Annotated in this window: 12 protein-coding genes; 6 read left to right on the forward strand and 6 right to left on the reverse strand. The window is 67.0% G+C overall.

The window, feature by feature from the left end:
- Positions 1-224 precede the first annotated feature (224 nt).
- The gene (locus tag ACH4U7_RS17225; RefSeq protein ID WP_398528727.1) at positions 225-4,100 is read left to right on the forward strand and encodes a GH92 family glycosyl hydrolase; all 3,876 of its coding nucleotides are present in this window, start codon (positions 225-227) and stop codon (positions 4,098-4,100) included.
- 59 nt (positions 4,101-4,159) lie between these two features.
- On the opposite strand, the gene ACH4U7_RS17230 is transcribed toward ACH4U7_RS17225, so the two are convergent.
- On the reverse strand, positions 4,160-4,474 hold the full coding sequence (locus tag ACH4U7_RS17230) for a hypothetical protein (protein ID WP_398528728.1): 315 nt from the start codon (positions 4,472-4,474) through the stop codon (positions 4,160-4,162).
- Between the two features lie 199 nt (positions 4,475-4,673).
- Here ACH4U7_RS17230 and ACH4U7_RS17235 point away from each other — a divergent pair, with 199 nt between their 5' ends.
- The gene (locus ACH4U7_RS17235; protein WP_398528729.1) at positions 4,674-5,528 is read left to right on the forward strand and encodes a helix-turn-helix domain-containing protein; all 855 of its coding nucleotides are present in this window, start codon (positions 4,674-4,676) and stop codon (positions 5,526-5,528) included.
- A 12-nt stretch (positions 5,529-5,540) separates the two neighbouring features.
- On the forward strand, positions 5,541-5,744 hold the full coding sequence (locus tag ACH4U7_RS17240; protein ID WP_398528730.1) for a DUF397 domain-containing protein: 204 nt from the start codon (positions 5,541-5,543) through the stop codon (positions 5,742-5,744).
- 36 nt (positions 5,745-5,780) lie between these two features.
- Here the strand turns inward: ACH4U7_RS17240 and ACH4U7_RS17245 are convergent, their stop codons facing one another.
- The 5 genes from ACH4U7_RS17245 to ACH4U7_RS17265 form a co-directional block, all read right to left on the reverse strand.
- Positions 5,781-6,308, reverse strand: a complete 528-nt coding sequence (locus tag ACH4U7_RS17245; protein ID WP_398528731.1) for an Imm1 family immunity protein — start codon at positions 6,306-6,308, stop codon at positions 5,781-5,783.
- Positions 6,305-10,993, reverse strand: coding sequence for a putative T7SS-secreted protein (locus ACH4U7_RS17250; protein WP_398528732.1), 4,689 nt, complete (start codon positions 10,991-10,993; stop codon positions 6,305-6,307). The genes ACH4U7_RS17245 and ACH4U7_RS17250 overlap by 4 nt, the downstream gene beginning before the upstream one ends.
- On the reverse strand, positions 10,993-11,577 hold the full coding sequence (locus tag ACH4U7_RS17255; RefSeq protein ID WP_398528733.1) for a hypothetical protein: 585 nt from the start codon (positions 11,575-11,577) through the stop codon (positions 10,993-10,995). Before ACH4U7_RS17255 ends, ACH4U7_RS17250 begins: the two co-directional genes overlap by 1 nt.
- A gap of 407 nt (positions 11,578-11,984) precedes the next feature.
- A complete protein-coding gene (locus ACH4U7_RS17260) occupies positions 11,985-12,296 on the reverse strand; it encodes a hypothetical protein (RefSeq protein ID WP_398528734.1) in 312 nt (103 codons plus the stop codon).
- Positions 12,297-12,307: 11 nt separating this feature from the next.
- Positions 12,308-16,990, reverse strand: coding sequence for a putative T7SS-secreted protein (locus ACH4U7_RS17265; protein WP_398528735.1), 4,683 nt, complete (start codon positions 16,988-16,990; stop codon positions 12,308-12,310).
- 388 nt (positions 16,991-17,378) lie between these two features.
- Here ACH4U7_RS17265 and ACH4U7_RS17270 point away from each other — a divergent pair, with 388 nt between their 5' ends.
- From ACH4U7_RS17270 to ACH4U7_RS17280, 3 genes are read left to right on the forward strand one after another with little or no spacing between them, the layout of a single operon-like run.
- On the forward strand, positions 17,379-17,879 hold the full coding sequence (locus ACH4U7_RS17270) for a hypothetical protein (protein WP_398528736.1): 501 nt from the start codon (positions 17,379-17,381) through the stop codon (positions 17,877-17,879).
- Positions 17,876-19,642: an alpha/beta hydrolase gene (locus tag ACH4U7_RS17275; protein ID WP_398528737.1), complete on the forward strand. Its 1,767-nt coding sequence runs from the start codon at positions 17,876-17,878 to the stop codon at positions 19,640-19,642. The genes ACH4U7_RS17270 and ACH4U7_RS17275 overlap by 4 nt, the downstream gene beginning before the upstream one ends.
- Before the next feature lie 15 nt (positions 19,643-19,657).
- Positions 19,658-20,194 carry a hypothetical protein gene (locus ACH4U7_RS17280; protein WP_398528738.1) on the forward strand — a complete coding sequence of 179 codons (537 nt, stop codon included), beginning with the start codon at positions 19,658-19,660 and terminating at the stop codon, positions 20,192-20,194.
- The last annotated feature ends 103 nt before the right edge of the window (positions 20,195-20,297 follow it).

Genomic DNA, 20,297 nt, shown 5'->3' on the forward strand with positions numbered 1-20,297 from the left:
GAGCCGCCGATGAGCACGGGAGGCGGGAGCGGCCCCACCCCCACCGCGGCCGGTCCCGCCCCGCCACCCCGTCGGCTCACCCACCCACCCGCTCACCCACGCACCCCGGTTCGGATTCCCCCACACATCCGTGACACCGCCTTGACACCGCTGGGGCGCAGCCTCCCTACTTAACTCTGCCCGACGCAACTGACAACGTTGTCTAGCTCGTGGAGAGGCGGAGCATGCGACTGAGACGCCCCAGCCCCAGACCATGGCACGCACCCCGACGACCGGCCGCCCTGGTGGCGGCCGTTGTGCTGACGCTGACGGCCCAGGGCGCGGCGGCAGCCGCGCACGCCGAGCCCACCGCCACGTCCGCCAAGTCGTCCGCCAAGTCATCCTTCGCGTCGTCCTTCGAATCGAACGACCCGCAACCGGACTGGCGCAACACGGTGGAGACGGGCCCCGACGGCGAGAAGAAGGCCTCGGGGGTCGACGGCGGCTACAGCAACGGCATCCCCGGCAATGTCACCGACAAGGTGACCGCGGTCCGGGCCAACGGGGAGAACAGCGAGGGCGGCGAGGTGAAGGAGAACCTCGTCGACGGAGAGTCCAGCACCAAGTGGCTGGTCTTCGAGAAGACCGCCTGGCTGGAATTCGACCTCAAGGACCCGGTCAAGGCCGTCCGCTACGCCCTCACCTCCGCCAACGACGTCCCCGGCCGCGACCCCGCCGACTGGACCCTCAAGGGCTCCGCCGACGGCTCCGACTGGAAGACCCTCGACACCCGCGAGAACCAGACCTTCTCCGCGCGCCAGCAGACCCGCGAGTTCGCCTTCGACAACGAGACGGCGTACCAGCACTACCGGCTGGAGATCACCCGCAACGCCGGCGAAGACATCGTGCAACTCGCCGAGCTGCAGCTCGCCACCGCCGACACCGCCCCGCCCGCCCCCGCCGATATGCGCACGCAGGTCGACAGCGGCCCGGCCGGCTCCCCCACCGCCAAGGCGGACGCCGGCTTCACCGGCACCCACGCCCTCCTCTACGCGGGCACCCACAAGCCGGACGGCCGGGCGTACTCGTACAACAAGATCTTCGACGTGAACACGGCCGTCACCCGCGACACCCTGCTCTCGTACCGGATCTTCCCCTCGATGCCGGAGACCGACCTCAACTATCCGGCCACCCACGTCTCCGTCGACCTCGCCTTCACCGACGGCACCTACCTGAGCGACCTGCCCGGCGCCGTCGACCAGCACGGCGCCCGGCTGAGCCCCCAGGGCCAGGCCGCCTCCAAGACGCTGTACGTCAACCAGTGGAACCACAAGGAGTCGCGGATCGGCGCGGTCGCGGCGGGCAAGACGATCGACCGCGTCCTGGTCGCGTACGACTCGCCCAAGGGCCCGGCGAAGTTCCGGGGCTGGGTCGACGACATCTCCATCGCCGCCAAGGCCCCCGAGAAGCGCCTCAAGCACCTCTCCGACTACGCGGTCACCACCCGTGGCACCAACTCCAGCGGCAGCTTCTCCCGCGGCAACAACTTCCCGGCCACCGCAGTCCCGAACGGCTTCAACTTCTGGACCCCGATGACCAACGCGGGCTCACGCAGCTGGCTGTACGAGTACGCCCGCGGCAACAATGACGACAACCTCCCCACCATCCAGGCCTTCAGCGCCAGTCATGAGCCGAGCCCCTGGATGGGCGACCGGCAGACCTTCCAGCTGATGCCGTCCACCGCCACCGGCACCCCCGACGCCGGACGCACAGCCCGCGCCCTCCCCTTCCGTCACACCAATGAGACCGCCAGGCCGCACTACTACGGTGTGACCTTCGAGAACGGCCTCAAGGCGGAGATCACCCCCACCGACCACGCCGCGCTGATGCGGTTCACATACCCCGGCGACGACGCGAGCGTCATCTTCGACAACGTCACCGGGGACGGCGGGCTGAGCCTGGACGCCGAGAAAGGCGTCGTCACCGGCTACTCCGACGTCAAAAGCGACCGCAACCCAGGGTCGGGCCGCATGTTCGTGTACGGCGTCTTCGACGCGCCCGTGAGCGCGGGCGGCAAGCTGTCCGGCGGGGGCGGGCAGGACGTCACCGGATACTTCCGCTTCAAGCCCGGCGCGGACCGTACGGTCACGCTACGGATCGCCACGTCCCTGATAAGCCTGGACCAGGCGAAAACGAACCTGGACCGCGAAATCCCCGCGTCCGCGTCCTTCACCCAGGTCAAGGACCATGCACAGACGGCCTGGGACAACATCCTGGGAAGGATCGAGGTAGCGGGCGCGACCCGCGACCAGCTCACCACCCTCTACTCGAACCTCTACCGGCTGTACCTCTATCCCAATTCCGGTTTCGAGAACACGGGCACCACGGACAAGCCCAAGTATCAATACGCCAGCGCATTCTCCGAGCCGGTCGGCGAGAACACCCCGACCCACACCGGCGCCAAGATCGTCGACGGCCAGGTCTACGTCAACAACGGCTTCTGGGACACCTACCGCACCACCTGGCCCGCGTACTCCCTGCTGACCCCGGCCCGGGCCGGAAAGATGGTCGACGGCTTCGTCCAGCAGTACAAGGACGGCGGCTGGATCTCCCGCTGGTCCTCCCCCGGCTACGCCGACCTGATGACCGGCACCAGCTCGGACGTCGCCTTCGCCGACGCCTACCTCAAGGGCGTCCGCTTCGACGCCGAGGCCGCGTACGAGGCCGCCCTCAAGAACGCCACCACCGTCCCGCCCTCATCGGGGGTCGGCCGCAAGGGCATGGACACGTCCGTCTTCCTCGGCTACACCACGACCAAGGCCCACGAGGGCCTGTCCTGGGCGCTGGAGGGCTATGTCAACGACTTCGGCCTCGCGAAGATGGGCAAGGCGCTCTACGAGAAGACCAAGAAGGCCCGCTACAAGGAGGAGTCCGAGTACTTCCTGCGCCGCGCCCAGAACTACGTCAAGCTCTTCGACGACAAGGCGGGCTTCTTCCAGGGCAAGGACGCGGACGGCCAATGGCGCGTGGAGTCCGAGAAGTACGACCCCCGGATCTGGGGCTACGACTACACCGAGACCAACGGCTGGGGCTACGCCTTCACGGCCCCCCAGGACAGCCGGGGCCTAGCCAACCTCTACGGCGGCCGGTCCGGGCTCGCCAAGAAGCTCGACACCTACTTCTCCACCCCCGAAACCGCCTCCCCTGAATTCGCCGGTTCCTACAACGGCGTCATCCACGAGATGACCGAGGCCCGCGACGTCCGCATGGGCATGTACGGCCACAGCAACCAGGTCGCCCACCACGCGGCATACATGTACGACGCGGCCGGCCAACCCTGGAAGACCCAGGAGAAGGTCCGCGAAGTCCTCTCCCGCCTCTACCTCGGCAGCGAAATCGGCCAGGGCTACCACGGCGACGAGGACAACGGCGAGCAGTCCGGGTGGTACATCTTCAGCGCCCTGGGGTTCTACCCGCTGGTCATGGGCGGCTCCGAGTACGCGGTGGGCTCCCCCTTGTTCACCAAGGCCACGGTGCACCTGGAGAACGGCCGCGACCTGGTCGTCCGGGCCCCGAAGAACAGCGCGCGGAATGTGTACATCCAGGGCCTGAAGGTGAACGGCAAGCCCTGGAACTCGACCGCTCTGCCCCATGACGTACTCGCCCGGGGCGGGACGCTGGACTTCGACATGGGCGCTAAGCCCACGAAGTGGGGCACGGGGAAGGGCGCAGCGCCTAGATCGATTACGACGGACGACAAGGTCCCGACGCCGCGCCACGATGTGACGGTGCCGCCGGGCGGGGGTTCGGCGTTGCTGGATGACACGTCGGGGACGGAGGCGTCGTTCGAGTCGGTTGACCTTCCGGTGGCCGAGCCCTCCCGGGCGGTCCAATACACGCTGACGTCACCCGGGGATCGGTCGAAGGCCCCATCGGGCTGGGTACTCCAGGGCTCCCACGACGGCGAGAAGTGGACGGACGTGGACCGGCGCTCGGACGAGTCCTTCGCATGGGACAAGCAGACGCGGGTCTTCTCGGTGCGGTCGCCGGGGTCGTACGAGCGGTACCGGCTGGTGCCGGAGGGGAAGGCGACGCTGGCGGAGGTTGAGCTGCTGGCGTAGCGGATGCGTTCAGGCTCGGGCCGCGTCGCCCCGTGGGGGTGGCGCGGCCCGTCGGTGTCTCAGGCAGCCTCGGCCGCCTCGAAGCTGGGCGCGGAGGGCGCGGCGAACCAGAGCAGCCGGGCGGTGGTGTTGTCCTGACGGCCAAACCACCAGGTGGCGCGGTCGGGCGACTTGAGGCTGAGGCGGTGTCGGCCGTCCAGGGTGACGACGTGGGCGCTTCCGTCGCCGTAGGCCAGCCCCCAGGCGGCGATGGTCGCGTCGGGCTCGCCTGGGGCCACCTCGTACTGGACGGTGACGGCGAAGACGCGCGGGGCGTTGTCCAGGGCGAGTTCGCACAGCTCTTTGTCGATGTCGAACGGGGGTTCATTGGCCATGGAAGTCTCCCGATCAGGAGGGGAATTGGACCAAGGCGAAGCCGTGCACATACGGTGGCGCGACATCGCCAGCCGAAAGTGGCTTGGGTCACACCGTAGCGTGAAATGTGGACTGCATCCCATGCCTAGCGCGAATGGAGCCCAAGTACGCCCGTTAGGGTGACAACGTACGCCTCGACCGATCAGGGAGAGATCGCTCATGGCCCCGACCAGCCGCCCACCGACCGTGCGACAACGGCGCCTCGGCGCCGAGTTGCGCAGGCTCCGCGAACGTACGGACATGTCCGCCACCGAGGCCGGTACGCACTTCGGCGCAAGCCAGTCACGCGTCAGCAGCATCGAGGCCGGGCGCTATGCGGTGAGCGCGGACCGGGTCCGAGCACTGGCCAGTCTGTACAACTGCGGGGATCAGGAGCTGATCGAGGCGCTGACTCAGATGACCGGGAGACAGACCCGGGGCTGGTGGGAGCAGGACCGGGAGGTGCTGCCGACGGGGCTGCTCGACCTCGCCGAGCTGGAGCATCACGCCACTTTCGTACGCGTCGCCACCATGGTCCACATTCCCGGACTGCTCCAGACCAGGGACCATGCTCGCGCGCTCTTCGACTCCACTGTGCCGCCACCTCCGGCACACGAGGTAGAACACCGCCTGTCATACAGGATCAAACGACAAGGCATCCTTCACGGGGAGGACCCAACACCCTTCACAGCGATCATCCACGAAGCGGCCCTGCACCTGGAGTATGGAGGCCCTGCCGTAGCCCGCGCTCAGCTTCGACATCTCATCGACATGAGCGAACGGGACAACATCAACGTAGTAGTGATCCCATTCGGCGCAGGACCCCTGCCTGGTTCCGGCCAGCCTATTGACTACTTCGGCGGTTCAGTCCCTCAGCTCGATACCGTCTCACTCGACACGGACCTCGGCGCACAACTACTCGACGCGACGGCACATCTCGCGAAATACCGAAGCGTGCTGGAACGGTTCGAGAGCTACGCGCTCAAGCAAGACGCGTCCCGCGACCTCATCCACCACATCGCACGGAGTATCTGACAAGGAGAGGCCATGCCCGCCCTCGCTGCCTGGCGAAAATCGTCCTACAGCCACGAAGGATCCAACTGCCTCTATGTGTCCGCCCCCACCTCGGACGCCATCTTGATCCGCGAGAGCGACGACCCCGACATCATCCTCACCACCACCCCCGCCGCCCTCGGCGTCTTCATACGCACGGCCAAATCGGGCCGCTTCGACCACCCATTTGACCAGTAACTCACACACTCTCCAACGAGAAGGGACCGATCAACCTCAGTCGGAGTTGGCAGAGATGTCGTGGCGTTGCCCATCCATTTCCCCTGTGACCCATCGGATTCTTTGGGGCCTGTTTCCTGTGCCCTCGCGACAGAATTCCTCAAGGGCCGCACGCACCTGGGCGATAGGAAGAGTGCTCCGCGGATCGTGGAACTTTGGATAACCCGGGTCGGAGACAACTCGCGGATCGAAATCCGGGGGATTCGGGTTATCCGACACCCAGAAGTGCTTCGAGATCTCGTCGTCAGGTTCGGCATGGCGTTCCGCGCTAACAAACCAGACCAATGCCCCGTAACCGGTCTCCGGATTAACCGCGATGCGCAGGTAATTGTCGGGCCACCACGAGAACGTCTCAGCGCTATGCCGATCGCGGGCAAACATAAAACAAGCATCCTCGCCCGGATTGATGCCCGGCCCAGGCTGCTCCGGAATCGAGTTCTCGACAACCTCGGCGATCAGCTCTTCCATTTCCACCCACGTCTGGGCGTAGTGATACCGCCCATGAATTACGGCATTGAGGATCAAGACGCTGCCACTCCCTTCAGCACGATCGGTACGTCTGATCCTACGTACCACACAGTCATGGTCGAGCCGCGGGGCAGCACCGCCGACACCATCGTCTGACACCCCATGGGTGGACCGCACACATAGTTGTTGTTGATGACTACCTGCATCTCGGTGACGTTGTTCTGCCTCATCCACATGGCATATTTCGTCTCAACGTGCGCAGCTGAGGCAAACTTCGCGCCCGGGACCGGTAGCTTGGGAACATCTGGAGAGTGGGCCAGATACCGATTGACAGAATCGGCCAAATCGTCATTTCCGCTCGTTATCTCAGGAGCGACAGGGTTCCCATTCTGATCGAAGCCGCGTCCCGTCGTCACACGCTTGTTTGCCAGCTCCTGCTGAGTGTCGGTGACATGTTGCGGTTTGCCTCCGTCGCAGGACGCTGCAAGGCCTAGTGAATCTGTTGCATGCGTGGGGTTGACAACGTAGCTCTGCGGATTGGGCGCAGGTTTTAGCCCGAGAGGGTCCGGGGTGAGGTAGCGGGCGGTGGTGGGGTCGTAGTAGCGGTGGTGGTTGTAGTGGAGGCCGGTTTCCGGGTCGTAGTACTGGCCGGGGAAACGGAGCGGTGTGTACGTGGTGCTGGTGGCGGCCCAGGTGGTGGTGCCCCACAGAGTGGCGCGGGTGTGCCAGGCAATGTCGCCGGACTCGTCGATGAGTTCCGTGGGCGTGCCGACGAGATCCGTGACGATGGCGAAGAAGCGCTGGTCGATCTCCTGCTGGGTGGTGGCCTCGGTGATGCGCTCGGTCTGGGCGATGGGGTGCAGGCCGTCGTGGTCCCAGGTGAGGGTGACGGGATGAGGAAGGTCGGGCGTGGTGGTGGTTTGTTCGATGAGGGTAGGGCCGTCCCAGGTGAAGTCCACCTGTTCGGCGATCGTTTCGCCGTCGGCCGCGAGGCGTTGTTTGGCAGTGCGGCGGCCGAAAGGGTCGTACAGGTAGCGCCACACCGTTCCGTCGGGTGTGGTGACAGTGGTGAGGCGGTCCTCAGCATCCCAGGTGTAGCGCCAGGTGTCGGGCTTCTTGGACAGCCGGGTCTTCTGGCGAAGGGTGAGACGGCCCGTGTCGTCGTGTTCGTAGCGGATGTTGCCCGCGCGGGTGATGCGCGTGCCGGTGTAGGCGCGGGTGCCGGTTGCTTCCTGGGCGGGATGCGCGCTGGGCCAACCGGCGTGGGTCTGGTTGCCCGCCTCGTCGTATGCGTACCTTTCAGTCCAGTCCAGCGCCTGAACTGTGGTGACTCGGCCTGCCGCGTCAAGTTCGAAGGTGCGCAGGCCAGAGAGCTGGTCGTCGATCGCCGTGACGTAACCATCGGCACGGTAGGTGTAGGCGCGGCGCTGGACCGTTCCGACGGTCGGTCCCGTCAGGGCCTGTTCCGTGAGGCGGCCAGCTGGGTCCCAAATCTGGGACAGGGACAGCTCGTCCCCGATGCGGCGGTTGACCTCGCGGCCTGCGGCGTCATGGTCAAAGGCAACGGTGTGGCCGGAGGCGGTGAGTGTGGTGCGGTTGCCCGCCGCGTCGTAGGTGTACGTGGTGGTGGCGCCGCTGGGGGTGGTGCGCCGGGTGCGGCGGCCTAAGGCGTCGTAGGTGTGGGTCAGGACGCGACCATTGATCATTTCGGCCTTGACCCGGCCCATGCGGTCCCGCTGGTAGACCACCTCGGAATCGGGGCCGGTGGCCTGGAGGAGGCGGCCTGCGGGGTCGTAGGTGTACTGGGTGACGCGGCCTTCGACGTTCTTGCTGGCGACGCGGCCCGCACCGTCGTGCTCGAAGTAGACGGTCTGACCCATTGGGTTGGTGTGCGTCGTGAGGCGGTCTGCCGCGTCATGGGTGTAGGTCAGGGTGCGGCCGTCGAAGTCCGTCTCCGCGACTAGGCGGCCGGCCGGGTCGTACTCGTAGGACCAGGTCAGACCCTGGGGGTTCGTGACCTGGGTCAGGTGCAGGGAGGCGTCGTGCTCGAACGCGTAGCGGACACCGTCCGGTCCCGTTCGGGCCGCCAGCAGGTCGAAGTGGGTGTATTCGTACGAGGTCACCCCACCCACCGCATCAACCCCCTGCGTGCAGTTGCCCTCGCCGTCGTACGTCCAGCTCTCCGTCGTCCCGTCCGGGTTGATGCGAGCGGCCAGCATGCCCTCGACCGTCCACCGCAGGTGTGTGGTGTGGCCCAGGGGGTCGGTGAGGACCACCGGGCGCCCGAAGGCGTCGCGCTGGTAGCGGGTGGTGGCGCCAAGTGGATCGGTGATCTCCACCGGCAGACCCGCCAGGTCACACATCACGCCTGTGGTTTGCCCTAGCGCATCAGTGACGGCGATCAATTGGCCGTGGTCGTCGTAGGCGTAGCGGGTCGTGTGGCCGGCCGGGTCGGTGACGCTGGTGCGGTGGCCCGCACCGTCGTAGGTCTGGCTCCACGTAGCGCCGTCCGGGCCGGTCAGGGACGTTGGTAAGCCCAGGGCGTTGTACGTGGCGGTGCTCTCATGACCGTCCGGGCCCGTGATCTTTGTGAGGTTGCCTGCCTCGTCGTACGTGTAGGCAGTGGTGTGACCCAGGGGGTCGGTTCGGGTCAGGACCCGGTCGTGGCGGTCGTAGGTAGTGCGGGCGGTGTGACCGAGGGGATTGGTCTCGGCAACAATCTGGTAGGAGTCGTTGACCAGGTAGCGGGTGGCATGGCCGTCAGCCGTCGTGAGGGTCGTAATGCGGTGGCCGGTGGCCTGGTCGATCTGGTCGTAGTCGACGCGCAGGGCCATGTGGCCCGCTTCGCCGCCTTCCGCGATGCAGCGGTCGCGGTTGTCGTAGACGTAGTCGTAGCGGCGGTCGTTGGTGTCGGTCCAAGAGATGACCCGGCGCTCGTCGTCGTACTCGAACCGCAGCGGCAGACCAGAGGAGTTGATGACCTCGGTGAGGTTGCCGTCGGCGTAGCCGTAGCGGATCAGCTCCTGGTCCGAGCCGTCTGGAGCCGCGGCTGCCAGGTGGAGAGCCGTGATTCTGCCGTCCTGAGTGGTCAGCTTCAGGTGGTAGCCGGCGGAGTGAACGATGCTCGTGGGCACATCGTCCTCGTATTCGAAGGTGATGAAGTTGCCGAAGCGGTCCGATATCTGCTCCAGCCGCGCGGTTCCATCAGCTCCGCCGCTCGGGCCGGTGAAGTGGAGGACGTGACCGGCAGACGGGTCGGTCACGGTGTAGTCACCGCGCTCGTCCCGATCCAGCGGCCAGCGGGGGCCTGTGTCAGGGCGGGTCGGCAGGCCGGGGGCGGGGTGCGGGTAGGACAGCATCATGCCGTCCTCGGTCAGGAAGACGACACCTTCGGCGTCGATCTCCAGGCGCTGGTCTGTGGTGCTCGACCATGAGGGGCCGAACCAGCGGCCTTCGGTGTAGCCGGACTCCACGCGGCGGGTGAACACCAGCGGCAGCACACCGGGCAGCGTCACGTCCGTCTGCGGCAGGAACATCTTTCCCGTCGCCAGGTCGATCGGGTCCGACCCTCCGGTCTCTTTCTCTTTGCGGCCGAGCGCCTTCCTCCCCCACTTGCGCAGCGATTCCCGGATCCTGCCCCGCGGTCGGGCGTACTTGCCCGCCGTGGCACCCTTCCGGGCCGCGCCGATTCCCTTGGCGCCCACCGCCTCGGGGACGAGCCTGCCCAAGCCCTCCGCTGGATCCTTGGCGAATCCGTCCAGCGCCTGCTTGCCCGTGCCGTAGGGGTCGTTGGCCAGGTTGACCAGCCCCGCCGCGGTGTTGTTCAGGCCCGTCGCGTACTCGGCTGGGTGCGTGATGTTGTACGGGTCCAGCGGGTTGAGGCTGCGCGCGAAGCCGAAGATCCCCGCGCCGCCCTTGATAACACCCGCCGTGAAATGCGTCGCATCCAGCTTCAGGCCGGTCAGGCCGTCCTCGGCCTGCTCGAAGTACGACGGCTTGGGCGGCGCAGCGTCCCGCGCGGCCTTCACAGCCGTACGGGCCGTGTCCGCCGCCTCGTTGCGCTGGCGGCGGGCCTCGTCCAGCTTCTGCTGCGCCAGCTTGGCCTTGCCCGGGCCCGGGTCGTGGAACTTCTCCGGCTTGCAGGCGTCCTTGCCGTCCTCGACGGCCGCGTTGTACGCCACGACCTGCTCGTTGTAAGCCGTCACCGCGTCCTTCGACGCCTTCTTCGCGGCCTTGTAGGCGTCAATCGCCTCCTGCGCCTGGAGCTGCGCCCACTCCACCGTGCCCGCGAACGTCTCCATCGCGAGCGCGGCCTTCTCACACGCGTCGGCAGCCTTGAACCACTTCTTCGGCTCGACCGCCACCTCCTCGCGGAACGCGTCCGCCGCCTTGCCCTTCCAGTGCGCGGAGTCCAGCCGCTTCAGGCCGTCCCCGACGTCGTTGAACGCCTTCTTGAAATCCCGCAGATGGCCTGCCGTCGAACGGATCTTGCCCGCACTGCCGAAGATCAGCTTCTTGGGATCCTCGGTCTCGTCCAACTGCATCTCGGCGACATCCGCACCCAGTTGATTCGCCGCCGAGCGGGACTTGTCGCGGACCCAGTCCGCACCGCCCTCCAAGCCCACCTTGTCCAGGCCGTCGGCGACCTTGTTACCGCCCCACTCGATGCCGTTGCCGATGACCTCCGTGCCCTTTTCGACCGCGTCATCGACCCAGTCGGGCGTCAGGTCGAGTCCACCCATCAGCCCTCACCGCCAGCCTGGTCGCCACCTTGCTCAGCGGGCGGGACGGCGTACTGGGCGATACGGCTGGTGCCACCGATCTTGTCGCCCGTGGCCTGCCAGGTGCCCTTGATCTCCTCGCTCGCCTTCTCGTACGACTCCTTGCTGTAGTCCGGGCGCCAGGTGTCCCCCGAGAACAGCTCACCCCACTCCTTCTGGGTGACTTCCTCCTCGCTCAGATGCGGGTTACCGGCCACCGAGTTCGCCACGACCTTGTACGTGCCCTCGATGTACCGGTCCTCCTCCCACTGCATCCCCGCCGCGAGGCCCACCTTCTTGGCCAGCTTGTTCGCGTCCTGGATCAGGCCGCGCACCCCCCACTCCCAGCGCTCACAGAAGTCCTCGAAGTCCTTCGCAAGGCCGTTGTGCCCCGCCTCCATCGACGTCAGCGACAACTCCTCGAACCCCGACCCCATCACCGCATCCGTCGCCGACCCGATGTCCTTCAACTCGCTGATGGCCGCCCGCAGACCCTTGGTGATGTCCTGTAAGGCTTCCTTGTCCAGCTTGAGGTCCGGCTCCTTGCTGCCGCCCCCACCACTCATCGGGTGCCCTCCCCGGGCAGGGCGACCCCAAGGGCGGGTCTGGGCTCCGCTACTCGCGTAGCGAGCTCACAGCAACCGCCCCATCGCGTCGCAATCTGCCCCGGCAGGCCCATCACGCCCCCTCATCCTCCCTGGTCGAACCCCCGTGCTACGCAACGGTATTCGACATACGACGGAGTGTCACCGCCATTTGGGGGCGTGTCGCGACGGCAGCGCCCTGGGGTGGGCTTCGTCTCGCACCCTCGGCCCAACGAGGCCGGCAGCGAGGAGGGAGGGGGCGGAGAGCCGGTATTGCCGGTGAACGTCGAGACCGAGGGAGCCGGAGACAATAGCCACAACCACTGCCAATCACCGTAGACCCCCGACCGAAGGAATCAGCGGGGCTTCCAGGCTCACCGTGAAGACACTCAGCTCTCCGTGTCGCGCGCTCGCTGACGCGCAACAGAGGAAGCACGGGCCGACAGGCGGAGTTCGCCCCCGGGCATGAAGTCCAGGGTCACGGCGTCGAATACGCTGCCGACCTCAGGAAAATCAGCCGGCTTCGGGTGTCGAATATCGTCACTCAGCATCACGAAATCGATGAAGGCCGGGACGCTGGACTCCGGGTCAGTGATCGAAACTTCGACACCGAAACGATCTCGATGCCCCGTCACAACACAGCGCACCACCTGAAACCGATGGAGCCCGCTGACACGCCACATCTGGTCATCTTCTGCCATGACTCGCCACCTTAGAAGTCGACCCCCTGTTTCCAGCGTACCCATTCGGTCTTGCTGTGATCGATGAAGGAATTGAAATCACCGAAGTCAATGTCTTCGATGATCCACTGAAGCCCTCCATTATCATCATGGAACCGACGATAGACACTTGGATGGAATTCATCCATAAATCCGGGCTTCATCGTGAATATATGATACCCGTCTTCATATACACCTTGTCCGGCATACTGTCGAACAACAGAATCAGAATCTCCCAGGTAGGCAAAGTTGCGCCCATTCGCGTCGGTTGCCGTGTGGTTTGCCGCGTTCAGGCCATGCTCCTCTGAGGCACGATTTCCCCTCTGGGGAGACCGATACAGCCTCGTCTCCTCCCCGTCGTACTCCGGCGCGAGGCCCAGGGGGTCGGCCCAGGTGTGGGGGTTGTGGATGTAGGTGGCGGGGTTGGGAGCTGAGGTGAGGCCGAGGGGGTCGGGGGTGAGGTAGCGGGCGGTGGTGGGGTCGTAGTAGCGGTGGAGGTTGTAGTGGAGGCCGGTTTCCGGGTCGTAGTACTGGCCGGGGAAGCGGAGGGGCGTGTAGCCGGTGCTGGCAGCGGCCCAGGTGGTGGTGCCCCACAGGGTGGTGCGGGTGCGCCAGGCGATGTCGCCTGACGCGTCGACGAGTTCCGTGGGGGTGCCGACCAGGTCGGTGACGATGGCGAAGAAGCGCTGGTCGATCTCGCGCTGGGTGGCCGTGTCGGTGATGCGCTCGGTCTGGGCTACGGGGTGGAGACCCCGGTGGTCCCAGGTGAGGGTAATGGGGTGGGAGAGGTCGGCCGTGGTGGTGGTCTGTTCGACCAGGGTGAAGCCGTCCCAGGTGAAGTCCACCTGCTCGGCGACCGTTTCGCCGTCGGGCGCGAGGCGCTGCTTCGCGGTGCGGCGGCCGAAGGGGTCGTAGAGGTAGCGCCACGCCGTGCCGTCGGGGGTGGTGACGGTGGTCAGGCGGTTCTCGGCGTCCCACGTGTAACGCCAGGTGTCGGGCTTCTTCGACAGGCGGGTCTTCTGCCGCAGGGTGAGGCGGCCCGCGTCGTCGTACTCGTAGCGGAGGCTGCCCGCACGGGTGATCCGCGTGCCGGCGTAGGTGCGGGTGCCGGTCGCTTCGGCACCGGGGTGCCGGTCCGGCCAGGATGCCTGGGTCTGGTTGCCTGCCTCGTCGTACGCGTAGCTCTCGGTCCAGCCCTGCGCCCGGACCGTGGTGACCCGGCCGGCCGCGTCGAGGTCGAAGGCGCGGCGGCCGGTGCGCAGGTCCTCGATGGCGGTGAGGTAGCCGTCCGCGCGGTAGGTGTACGCGCGGTGCTGGAGTGTGTCGGCGGTCGGGCCCGTCAGGATTTGGTCGATGAGACGTCCGGCGCGGTCCCAGATCTGGGCGAGGGAGAGGGCACTGCCTAATCTGCGGGAGGTTTCGCGGCCCGCGGCGTCGTGCTCGAATTCGAGCACGTGGCCGGAGGCGGTCAGGGCGGTGCGGTTGCCCGCCGCGTCATAGGTGTAGGTCGTGGTCGCGCCACTCGGGGTGGTCCGGCGGGTACGGCGGCCCAGGGCGTCGTACTGGTGCGTCATCGCCCGGCCCGCCACCGTCTCGGACTTCACCCGGCCCATCCGGTCCCGCTGGAATACGATCTCCGCATCCGGGCCGGCGGCCGCGATCAGCCGCCCCGCCGTGTCATGCCTGTAGGTGGTGGTCCGGCCGTCGGCGTCCTTGATGACCACGCGTCCGAGCACATCGCGCCCCAGCGCGATACGCCGGCCCAGTGGTGTGGTCCGCGCGATGAGCTGCCCGGCGGCGTCGTGCTCGTAGCGGATGGTGCGGTCGTCGAAGTCGGTCTCCGTGATCAGCCGGCCCGCTGGGTCGTACTCATAGTTCCAGGTGAGTCCGTGCGGGTTGGTGACCTTGGTCAGGCGCAGCTCTGCGTCGTGCTCGAACGCGTAGCGCGCCCCGTCCGGGCCGGTCTGCGCGGCGAGGAGGTCGAAGTGGGTGTATTCGTACGAGGTCACCCCGCCGGCCGCGTCGACATGGTTCGTGCAGTTGCCCTCGCCGTCATACGTCCACGACTCCTCTGCCCGGTCGGGGCCGACACGGCGCAGCAGCTTGCCCTCGACCGACCATGTCAGACGAGTCGTCGCGCCGAGCGGGTCGACGATGGCGACGGGGCGGCCGAAGGCGTCGCGCCGGTAGGCGGTGACCGCGCCGAGGGGGTCGGTGATCTCCAACGGCAGACCTGCCGGGTCACAGCGCACTCGTGTCGTCTCGCCCAGGGCGTCGGTGATCGAGGTCAGACGGCCGAAGTCGTCGTAGGTGTAGCGGGTGGTGGCCCCGACGGGGCCGGTCTCGGCGACGCGATTGCCGCGCTCGTCGTACTCCCGCGTCCATGTCGTCCCGTCCGCCCCGGTCATCGCGGTGGGCAGGCCCAGATGGCTGTAGACGGCGCTCGACTGCTTGCCATCGGGGCGGATGAGGCCCACCCGGCGGCCCAACTCGTCGTAACGGCACTCGCTCCGGCGGCCGAGCGGGTCGGTGTGGGCCAGCACCCGGCCGTGGCGGTCGTACTCGGTCCGGGTGTGCGCGCCCAGTCGGTCGATCTCGCCGACGACCTGGCAGGCGTCGTCGATCAGGTACTTGGCGGTGTGGCCGGCGGCCGTGGTGACGGTGGTGATCCGGTGGCCGGTGTGCTGGTCGACACCGTGGTAGTCCAGCCGGATGGAGAAATGGCCTTCGGTGCCGCCCTCCGATATGCAGCGATCGCGGTTGTCGTAGACGTAGTCGTAGCGGCGGTCGTTGGTGTCGGTCCAGGAGATGACGCGCTTCTCGTCGTCGTACTCGAACCGCAGCGGCAGACCGGAGGAGTTGATGACATCAGTGAGGTTGCCGTCGGTGTAGCCGTAGCGGACGATCTCCTGGTCCGAGCCGTCGGGGGCGGCGCCCGCGAGGTGGAGGGCGGTGATCCGGCCGTCCTTCGATGTCAGCTTCAGGTGGTAGCCCGCCGAGTGCACGATGTCGGTCGGCGTGCCGTCGGGGGCGTAGTGGAAGGCGATCCGGTTGCCGTTGCGGTCGCGGATCTCCTCGATCGGCGCGATCCCGTCGAGTTCGTGCCGGGGCGCGGTGAAGGAGTACGTCCAGCCGCTGTCGACGTCGGTGACGGTGTAGTCGCCGTCGGCCGTGCGCTCCAGCGGCCAGCGCGCGACGCCCGCCGTGGGCAGGGTCGGGAGGCCGGGTGCCGGGTGCGGGTAGTCCAGCAGGCGTCCGTCCTCGCAGACGAAGACCACGCCCTCGGGGTCGATCTCCAGGTGCTGGTCGGCCGTGCTCGACCACGACGGGCCGAACCACCGGCCTGCCCGATACCCCGACTCCACCCGCCGCCGGAAGGCCAGCGGCAGTACGCCGGGCAGCGTGACGTCCGTCTGCGGCAGGAACATCCTGCCTGTGGCGAAGTCGATCGGGTCCGAGCCCTTGCAGGGCTTTCGACTGTCGGGCCTGCCGCGGTCGGCGCGCCCGTCATTTCGCAGCTGGCCACGGCCCGGCGTCCTCGTCTCGGCCACGCGCCTGGCGGTGGTCGCGGCCCTTCTCGCACCGCCCATGCCCCTGGTGCCGATCAGCTCCGGCACCAGCCGGCCGAGCCCTTCCGAGGGATCCTGCTGGAAGCTGTCCCACATGGCGCCCGCCGTCCCCCACGGGTCATTGGACATCCGCACCAGGCCGGCGGCGGTGCTGTTGAGATTGGTGACGTACTCCGCAGGGTGAGTGATGTTGTACGGGTCCAGCGGGTTGACCTGCCGCGCGAAGCTGACGACGCCCGCGGTGCCCCTGACTATGCCGCCGTAGAAGTGCGAATAGTGCAGGGCCACCCCCGTGAAGCCGTCGTTCACCTGCTCCGCGTACGACGGCTTGTCGGGCGCCGCGTCGCGCGCCGTCTCGACCGCTTCCTTCGCTGGCGTGTGTGCCTCGTTCCGCTGCCGCCGCGCCTCGCTCAGAATCTCCTGCGCTACGTCGACATCCGCGATCCCCGGGTCGCGGAACTCCCCCGGCCTGTCCGGCAGCGACGAACGGTCACGCTCGCCGGCGGGCGCGGCTCTGTACGCGTCCAGCGCCGTGTTGTACGCGGACACCCGATCGTTGTGCGCCGAGCGGGCCTCCTCCGACGCCTGTTTGCCCTGCTTGTAGCGGGCGATGGCCTCCGCGGCCTGCCCCTGCGCCCACTCCACCGTGCTCGCGAAGCTGTCCAGCGCCCCGGCGGCCCGCTCGCAGGCGTCCGCCGCCGTGAACCACTTCCTCGGCTGGATCGACACGCTCTCCCGGAAGGCATCTGCCGCCTCGCCCTTGAGGTGGTCGGCGTCCAGGCCACGTAATCCCCTTCCCACGTTGTCGAACGCGGTCTGGAAATCACTCAGATGATCCGCCGTGGAACGCAGCTTTCCGGGGCTGCCGTGGATCAGCTTCTTCGGGTCCTCGGTCTCGCCGAGCTGCATTTCACCGACATTCGCGCCCAGCGCGTTCGCCGCCGAATCGGACGTCTCCCGGACCCAGTCCGCACCGCTCTCCCAGCCGACGTCATCCAGCCGGTCCGCCGTCCAGTCCCCCACACCATCGACGATTTCGCCGACATCCTCGGCCCGGTCTTCGGCCCAGTCCTCAATCGGGTCCGGAATAAAGTCCCCGATTCCCATGATCGCTTACCCCCCGGTCGGCGCCCATATGAGCAACTCCCCACACCATAGGGTCAAGGGACGGCAAAGTCGCGGTCAAGAAGGCCGCCGTTGCGAATCCCGTACATTCGGTATCCGCCTGCATCAGAGATCGCGCCGCGCAACAGCCGTGGCGCGGCGAGCCGCGATCCCGGCGTCGGCCGTCCCTCGCACCTCGGCCGAGCTGCGGCGTGCGGTCCGCTCGGCAGGGCAGCGTGCCGCCGGGTCGCCGGGGGCGTCGGCGAGCGCGGCTCGTCGTGCGGCGTGGAACACCGGCGCGGGCCTTCGAGTTCGAACTCCGGGGAGGAGTTCCCCCGGCAATTTCGCTCTGTTACCTTCCTTGTTCTGCCATGAAGCACATGGTGTACGGGTGGAGGAAGGCAGCATGGGGGACACAGGACTGTCTGAGCGTTGGCAGGCGTATTACGACGCGGCGGGCGGAACGGATAGCGGCGACAAAGACGTCCAAACCAGGCTGGCCAGTGCGGATGGGAATAAAGGGGACGGCAAGGGCGGCTCCGATGGCGATCTGAAATCATCGAAGGGGCCGTGGAATGCCGCGTCAAACGCCCTGGACGATCTGCGCCGGAATGCCACGACCGCGCTGGGTGACCTCAAGCATGGCCAGGAGGGCGCGGGAGTCGCCAGCAAGGGCGTCGAGGGGCTGGAGAGTACGTCCATGCAGCAGCGGGTCTTCAACTCCTGGGAGGCCCGGCTGACGGTCGTACGCGACGAATGTGCCGAGATGTCCGAAAAGCTGAAGAAGGCGGGTACCGACTTCGCCAACCAGGACGACGCCATATTTGATCTCTTCAACACGCAGAAAACCCGGCCGATACCCCCGCCAGGCGGCCCGTCGGGGAGTTGGTGACCCGCGTCATGGTCACTTTCGCGCAGTTGAAGGCGGTCGACCCCGCGCAATTCGAGCAGGCAGCAGACGGTTGGCACAAGGTCAGCAGCTGCGCCAGCGCTGCGAAGGACCGGCTGGACAATGAGATCAATGCGAAGCTTCGCGGCGGGCTGAAGGGCGTGGGGGCAAAGCAGGCGGAGGCCCGGCTGAGGCGCCTGAGCGAGAACTTCCACTACATGCAGGTGGAGTGCGCGCTGATCCTGACGGCGTTGAACGGGCTGGCCGCGGAGCTGCGCGCGGCGAAGAAGAAACTGGACAACGCCGTCCAGGACGCCCAGGACGCGGGGATGACCGTCAAGGAAGACGGTTCGGTGGAGTACAAGCCCCCGTTGGTGCTGCTGCCGGGCCAGGAGTACGAGCCGGCCGGGAACGGCCGGACACCGTTTGTCGTCACCACGCCGAAGCAGCAGGCGCAGGGTTTCGCAGACCGGATCGGTGACGCGCTCAAAGACGCCACGGAGGCGGACGGCAAGTACGCGAAGACACTGGCCAAACTGATCACGGTAGCCGATCTATTGGTGAACGAAGACCGGTGGAGCGACGCCGAGCAAGACCGCAAGGCCGTGAAGAAATCCGTCGGCGATTATCTGCGTGATATCCCGAAGGACAAGTCACCCAAGGACAACGCGGCCTGGTGGAAGAGCCTCAGCAAAGAGCAGCAGGCGGAGTACATCTCTCTCTTCCCGGCGAGCGTGGGCAAGCTGGACGGCCTGCCCGCCGAGGCCCGTGATGAGGCAAACCGCGTGTTCTTCCTTGAGGAGCGCGCAAAGTACCTGAACGAGTACTTGAACCCTCCGCCCGAGCCGAAACCGAGTCACATCCTGGCCGGGCGGTCGATGGTGCCCACCTCGGAGTGGACGGAGTGGAACAACAGGAAAAAGCACGTGAAATCTGTTCTCATCGGCATGACCCGGATTAACATGCGCTTCGATGACACGGGAAAGGTCGACGCCTTCGACAACACCCGGCCCTCCGGTTACAAGCCGACCGGCGACGGGCTACCGCCGGCGTATCTGCTGGATTTCGACCCCGAGAACAACGGGCGCGCGATCATCGCCAACGGCGACCCGGACAAGGCCGATCACACCGCCGTGATGGTCGGCGGCACCAAGGGCACGCTCGGCGGCATCAACAAGCCCGTCATCGCCGGCACCAACCTCTGGCAGGCCGCCACCGCGATGCCGGGCGAGCCAAAGGTCTCGACCATCACCTGGTTCGGCTACGACGCTCCGCAAAGCTTTGTCCCGGAAGCCATGAAGGACAAGTACGCGGACAAAGCAGGGCCGGATCTCAATCAATTCCTGTCTGGGCTGCACACCGCCCACGACCCGTCGGCCAAGGACCATGTGTCGGTGCAGGGACACAGCTACGGGACGGTGGTGGTGGGCTCCGCCGCCCGCCAGGGCACCCTGGAGGCGGATGACGTGATGCTCAGCGGCAGCCCCGGCGTCCAGGTCGGGCGGGCCGAGGATCTGGACGTGCCCTCAGGGCATGTGTGGAACCAGAAGGCGCAGGACGACTGGGTGCCCAAGTGGGGGGCGCCCACCCATGGACACCATGAGGGTCTGACGCAGTTCATCACCCCCAGCGACCCCATCTTCGGCGCCAACCAGATGGCCACCGACACCAAGGGCCACGGAAACTACTGGCTGGCCGGTTCGGAGAGCCTGGAGAACCAGGCGAGAGTCGTGGTGGGACGCTACGACGAGGTCCAGTTGAAGTAGCGGGGGTAATTTTCGATGTCCGAATCCGACTCCGGCTCCGACTCCGGCTCCGAATCCGACTCCGGCTCCGGCTCCGCTGACCTCGGTCTCGGCTATACGCCGGAGGTGCGGGAGGTCTCCGCGCTCCGGGAGGAGGCCAGGCGGCTCTCCAGCGAGCTGTACGACCTGCTGCGGGTGAAGGGGAAGACGTCCGCGCCCGGCCCGGGCGTGGACGTATGCGGCGACTTGGACCCCGAGACGTTCTACGTCATCCGCCATCTGTGGTCGCTGTACGGCCTGCCGGCCGGGGACCTCGAGGCCGGCTGGCAGGGCCTCAGGGAGGACCTTCCCCGGCACGGCTGGGAGATCGTCCACGAGGGGCGGGAGTCGACCGTCGCCCAGTCCCCGTTCCTGATGGCCGACTCCACCCGGAAGAAGTTCACCCTGAAGGCCACCTTGCTGATCCCGACCGCGAGGGACGCCGAGAGGAGCGGTGCGGAGCCCGGGATCATGTTCCATCTCGTCTCCGCCTGCTTCCGGGTCCCCGACGGCACCACGGTGGACGAGTACTGAGCCCTCGTACGGCAGAAACGGCCCCGGTCGCCCGACGACCGGGGCCGCCAACTCCGTGGCGTATCGGGCATCATGGACGCCATGACCTCTCCGACCCCGGACG

The sequence above is a fragment of the Streptomyces sp. NPDC020845 genome (assembly GCF_044334165.1).
Classification (GTDB): domain Bacteria; phylum Actinomycetota; class Actinomycetes; order Streptomycetales; family Streptomycetaceae; genus Streptomyces.

Excerpts from the sequence above, each read along its gene's own strand:
- ACH4U7_RS17225 (WP_398528727.1), top strand. The coding sequence starts at position 225 with ATGCGACTGAGACGCCCCAGCCCCAGACCATGGCACGCACCCCGACGA.
- ACH4U7_RS17230 (WP_398528728.1), bottom strand. The coding sequence starts at position 4,474 with ATGGCCAATGAACCCCCGTTCGACATCGACAAAGAGCTGTGCGAACTC.
- ACH4U7_RS17235 (WP_398528729.1), top strand. The coding sequence starts at position 4,674 with ATGGCCCCGACCAGCCGCCCACCGACCGTGCGACAACGGCGCCTCGGC.
- ACH4U7_RS17240 (WP_398528730.1), top strand. The coding sequence starts at position 5,541 with ATGCCCGCCCTCGCTGCCTGGCGAAAATCGTCCTACAGCCACGAAGGA.
- ACH4U7_RS17250 (WP_398528732.1), bottom strand. The coding sequence starts at position 10,993 with ATGGGTGGACTCGACCTGACGCCCGACTGGGTCGATGACGCGGTCGAA.
- ACH4U7_RS17255 (WP_398528733.1), bottom strand. The coding sequence starts at position 11,577 with ATGAGTGGTGGGGGCGGCAGCAAGGAGCCGGACCTCAAGCTGGACAAG.
- ACH4U7_RS17260 (WP_398528734.1), bottom strand. The coding sequence starts at position 12,296 with ATGGCAGAAGATGACCAGATGTGGCGTGTCAGCGGGCTCCATCGGTTT.
- ACH4U7_RS17265 (WP_398528735.1), bottom strand. The coding sequence starts at position 16,990 with ATGGGAATCGGGGACTTTATTCCGGACCCGATTGAGGACTGGGCCGAA.
- ACH4U7_RS17280 (WP_398528738.1), top strand. The coding sequence starts at position 19,658 with ATGTCCGAATCCGACTCCGGCTCCGACTCCGGCTCCGAATCCGACTCC.